The following is a 4,974-nucleotide window of genomic DNA, read 5'->3' as shown; positions in this document are numbered from 1 at the left end:
GAGGGGGTTGGGGGTGGGGTTCTTGTACCTGACTGAATTAAAAACCGCCATATTCGTGATGACTAAGATTTGAACCTTAACAAGATTACGAAACACATAGATTTGTAAGGGTTGAGTAGTGCTCATTGGTGTTAACTTAAGTTAAAAATGGTTTATCTGTTGGTTTCTACACCCGCCAGAGAATAAATTCTCTGTCTCATAGCTCAAGTCCGTTAAAACGGACTCAGAAATTTTCCAAGTATTTAGTCATCTTCAGATGACTTTCGCTATTAGCAAGGAACTTGAGTTCCTTGCGGGATATAGGTTTTACGTAATTACTTATCAATAATTCTCAGGTTATAATTACTAGGATTTTTTAATTTTGCATAGGTGTATTCAGTAATTAATAGAGATACACCATAATTTTAAGTAGTGAGACAGAATTAATTACACAATGTCATTGCGTAAGCGTTGCGTGGCGTTAGCCATATGGAACGAAGTGAAATGAAGCAATTCCAAGAGTTGTGATTGCTTCCCTTCGCTCGCAATGACTGTAAATATTTTTGTCCAATTACTTATTTTCGCATATTTCGGTTGTCTCCCGTTTATTTACTGGTCATCATCTTGCAAAGTTTCAATTAACAAATTTACTTGCTGTTGTCGCTGCTGTAAAAAACTATCACATTCTTGTAAATACTCAACCGCAGTCGCAAATTCCGTAAATACATCGGCTAATTCTAATTCACCTCCCTCAATGCGAGTGATAATAGTTTCAATTTCTGCTATCTTATCTTCATAACTTCCTCCATTTGCAGATATGGATTTAACCGAATTATTCCGCTTTACCATAAATTTTTCTACCTACCTCAATAAATTATGAATTTAACCAATAATACAACAATTAGCAGTGTCTATGAAGTCTGTATTGGTGTCCCAGATGCTATTTCCGCAATTCAATATTGGCAACAATTTGGTTATCGGATTGGAGAAATAGGAGAATTAACCGCAACTATAGCTTATCAACTATATCGGGTAAATTCACTTTTACAGTCAATTCGACTTTATCATCAAAATGCAGATCATGGATTAATTCGGTTAATGATTTGGCAAAATCCTACATCTGCGGGTTTAGGTATCAGTTCTATGAAAAGAAAAGGTAATCGTTGGGGGACTACCTTAACTACTGATATACTGGGCATTTTAAATCATGCGGAAGCAGCAAAATCAATTGGTGAAAATATTCTTTACACTCAAACTCACTGGGAAGTAATTTATAACAAAGATCAAAAAATTCGTCCTTTTTTAGAACCGTTGGTGGGAGTACGCGAAATGCTATTACTTCAACCATTTAGTCGGCAAGTTTTATTTCAACGTTTTGGTTATGATGTTCCTAATTATGGACAGATTAATGATCATGCACCTTTAAAAACTAGTCAGTTTACTCATGTAGGTATAGTTGTCCAAGATGATAGTAAGGAAATTCTCAAGTTCTATGAAGAAGTTTTAGGTTTATTGCGTGTACGTGATGATGTAGAAACAAGTTATGAATCATCTTTGGCAGGAAGAGATTTTTTTACACTGAACCCAGGGGAAAATTTTATAGTTACGGCTTTTGATGATCCTTGTTCTTCTCAAACTGATTTTATGGCAGCGCGAAGTGGTAGACTTTATATTATTCGCTTTCCAGAAAATATGACGTTGGCATCATGTTTTACAGATGCCCAACCAGGAAGTTTAGGAATGTGTCTTTATACTTACAAAGTCCAGAGAATAGAGATTTTTTGGCAAAGAGTCCGAGAAAGTGCAGCCCAACAAATTACAGAAATTATTATTAATGAGTTTGCAGAAAAGAGTTTTTCTTTTGTTGCTCCTGATGGTTATTTTTGGAATATAGTGGAGAGTAAATAAATGATGTTTTGTGGGCATTTTCCACTCTAAGATAATGGTGCGTTAGGCGACAGAGTAACACACCATACGAATCTTTTTGAAATCAAATATTATTCCTATAATACCTAATCAGATTTTCTCATTTTGTTAATTTCTGCTTGTAATTTTTCAATTTCTTTTCTGAGTTTTTCGGCTTCATGATCTGGTGTTTCTGGTGTAACATCTACTGAACCGTCAGCAGAACGTTGATAATTGCCTTTTTTGATTTGCTGATATTCTTCTGATACTGCCCAACTGCGTAAATAGTGCAAGCGCTCTACTGGGAAAGGGTGACTCAGCATCATTCCTTGTCCGCCATTGTATAACAGAAATTTATATACTTGATTCAGCCCATCATCATCTAGTGCTTGATATTTTTCTGACTGCTGAATAAATTCTTGTAAACTACATTCATGGGCATATTTATGACTACCTCCAGAGAGTTTCATCATAGATGACATGACTGGGTTTAAATCATCCATGACTAATAAAGCCGCTCTATCTGCGGATAGTTCAGCTTTGCGTCGCCACTCAAAAAAGGCATAAATCAAGGCTTGACTGACAAAATTACCTAAACCGAAGGTTAATTCACCAATGACGGAAGCGGCATTCATCGCCCACATCGCCATTTGAATTAAAATAGTATGACCACATTTAATATGTCCCAGTTCATGAGCTAAGACCGTCCGTAGTTCGGCTTCATTAAGTAAATCTAGTAACCCAGTGTTAACGACAATATAAGGGTGTTCTTGTCCTAAAGCATAACTATTAACTTGGGCATTTTGAGCGATAAACAAGCCTGGTTCGCCACTAATGTCCAAATCTCGGACACATTCCCGGAATATCTGGTAAATAGTAGAATATTGGCGGGGTCCGACTTCAATGGAGTTACCCATTAAGTAGACAAGTTGGGGTCGTTCATAAACAAATTCTACAAATTTACGGGCGATTAAATCAAAGCCGGGTAAACTGCGTAAAGCTTGTTCTGCTTGACTATCTAATGGATGTCTGAAGGCTTCGCTGGAAATTCCTGGATAAGTTGGCATAATTTAGGAGAATGGGTAAATAAATGGTCATTGGTCATTGGTAAAGATAAAATAACGAACAACTGACAACGAAAAAAACTTGTTATGGAATTAAAAGCGCGTGATTGAGGCTGAAGTTCATTTATCATTACATAACTTCTTGCGATCGCAAGCAGGTTTCCCTTCCTGGCATCATCATTTGACAATGGCTAGGTTGGTAGCACGTGCTTTGCGATTAGGACGTAGTGCTTTAATTCAGGTAGGGGCAGTTTGTGGACATCAAGGACGATATCGCACCAGTTTTATCGCTTCTGCTTTAATGTGGCACGGTTCTGTAATTATTGTCGCTTCGGAAACTGTCCAGCAACGGTTGTTAAAGGTAGAAATTCCCCGACTCCAGCAGTGGCTACCAGCGAATAAACCCATTAGAACCGGTGACTTTTGGCCAAGTCCTGATTTTCAGGGTTTACTGTTGACTTCTCCTGAAGCTTGGTTGAAGGGACAATTTGCTGATAACAATCCATTTCCGGCGAATATTCCCACAATTATTGATGGCGTTGACGATTTAGAAGATTGGGTGCGTTCTAGGCTGACTCAAAGCATTGAAACCCATGATTGGGATCAATTAATGCTGGCTTATCCTTATGAAGCGGATTTAATTCGGGAAGTTAGGGTGGAACTAACATATAAATTATTTCAGCACCCCGAAAATCCCTATCACTGTTATCTGATTTCTCAGCCAGAAATTGATATTTTACAAGATTTATATTTAGCTTTAGATAAAAATCATCTTCCCGATGCTTGGCGAAAATTTTGGCAACAATTCCCCAATTTGGAAGATTCTTCTTCTCCTACTTTATTTTGGGCGACAATTTCCCGTCGTCAAGGATTATTTTCTTTACATTATGCTCCCCTGGAATTGGGTAAAATCCTCGCCCCAATTTGGCAACGTCAACCTGTAGTATTAATTGGTAGTTCCTTAGAACCAGAAACGGAAGCACCCCTTTTCCGTCAACGCTTGGGTTTAGAAGATGTTACTTGCTTGAAATTTGCTGCCGATAGTCAAGGGGAAGCAATTCAACTTTATGTTCCCTATAAGTTACCTTTACCAAATACACCGGAATTTCAACCAGCTTTAATTCATCAAGTTCGCACATTGGTATGTTTGAGTGCAACTGCACCAGGAATGACGGTAATATTAATTGGAGATGTACCCCTAAAAGCCAGAGTGGGAGCAATTTTGGCTTCGGAATTTGGTTCACGGGTACAGGTGGAAAAAACTTGTTTGGATGAAAATGGGATTTTGATTACCGGTTGGGAATTTTGGCGGGAAAATCAAAGTGTTTTACCATCACCCAGATTGTTAATTATTGCAACTTTACCTTTACCATCCTTGGAAAATCCTTTGGTAGCTGGTAGAGTAGCTCATTATAAGCGATCGCACCAAGACTGGTTTCGGCTATACTTACTGCCCACAGCCATGAATGAATTACAAAGAGCGATCGCACCCGTCCGCGAAAATCAAGGTATAGTAGCTTTACTCGATAGTCGTGTCGTTAACCGCAGCTACGGCGTACAAATCCTCTCTGCCCTTAGTCCCCTAGCCCGTTTGAACTATCTCGATCCTAGTCTGTTTTCTGCTAATAATGATTCTGGTTAATTAATTTCCCTGCCGAATTTCTATTAGAATTTAAATTAAACTCAAAAACAAACTCAATTATTGAATTATGGGTGAAGCAAAACGCCGTAAAAACTCACTCGCAGAAGACTACGGACAAGACACTACAAAAATATTACCTTGGATTCCCATCACAAAAACCCAAGCATCACAGTTTGTAGCTATCACCACTCGTGGTGCATGGATTGGTATTGGATCTATGGTTGTTGCTTGGGTAATCATCCGCTTTATCGGTCCCGCTTTCGGTTGGTGGGAAATTGTTGGGTAATTTGTCCTTTGTCAGTTGTCATTTGTCATTGGGAAGAAATATTCCCCCTACTTCCCCTACTTCCCCTACCTGTCTCTTATACAGATCTGGCTCTGCGT

General features: G+C 38.5%; 5 protein-coding genes. 3 read left to right on the top strand and 2 right to left on the bottom strand.

Annotated features, from left to right (window positions below; translation table 11 throughout):
- Nucleotides 1-588 precede the first annotated feature (588 nt).
- On the bottom strand, nucleotides 589-828 hold the full coding sequence (gene xseB, locus IQ228_RS20970) for an exodeoxyribonuclease VII small subunit (protein WP_027404473.1): 240 nt from the start codon (nucleotides 826-828) through the stop codon (nucleotides 589-591).
- Between the two features lie 27 nt (nucleotides 829-855).
- Here xseB and IQ228_RS20965 point away from each other — a divergent pair, with 27 nt between their 5' ends.
- Entirely contained in the window at nucleotides 856-1,887 is a 1,032-nt protein-coding gene (locus IQ228_RS20965; protein ID WP_193964280.1) for a VOC family protein, read from the top strand.
- 104 nt (nucleotides 1,888-1,991) lie between these two features.
- On the opposite strand, the gene IQ228_RS20960 is transcribed toward IQ228_RS20965, so the two are convergent.
- Entirely contained in the window at nucleotides 1,992-2,951 is a 960-nt protein-coding gene (locus IQ228_RS20960) for a M48 family metallopeptidase (RefSeq protein ID WP_027404471.1), read from the bottom strand.
- A 100-nt stretch (nucleotides 2,952-3,051) separates the two neighbouring features.
- Here IQ228_RS20960 and IQ228_RS20955 point away from each other — a divergent pair, with 100 nt between their 5' ends.
- Nucleotides 3,052-4,590: a helicase C-terminal domain-containing protein gene (locus tag IQ228_RS20955; RefSeq protein WP_027404470.1), complete on the top strand. Its 1,539-nt coding sequence runs from the start codon at nucleotides 3,052-3,054 to the stop codon at nucleotides 4,588-4,590.
- Between the two features lie 67 nt (nucleotides 4,591-4,657).
- Complete coding sequence (locus IQ228_RS20950) at nucleotides 4,658-4,876, top strand: DUF2839 domain-containing protein (RefSeq protein ID WP_027404469.1); 219 nt, start codon at nucleotides 4,658-4,660, stop codon at nucleotides 4,874-4,876.
- Nucleotides 4,877-4,974 lie beyond the last annotated feature (98 nt).

The sequence above is a fragment of the Dolichospermum sp. LEGE 00246 genome, from assembly GCF_015207865.1.
GTDB lineage: Bacteria > Cyanobacteriota > Cyanobacteriia > Cyanobacteriales > Nostocaceae > Dolichospermum > Dolichospermum heterosporum.
The sequence above is the reverse complement of the archived record's forward strand: the minus strand, read 5'-3'. Positions and strand labels throughout refer to the sequence as shown.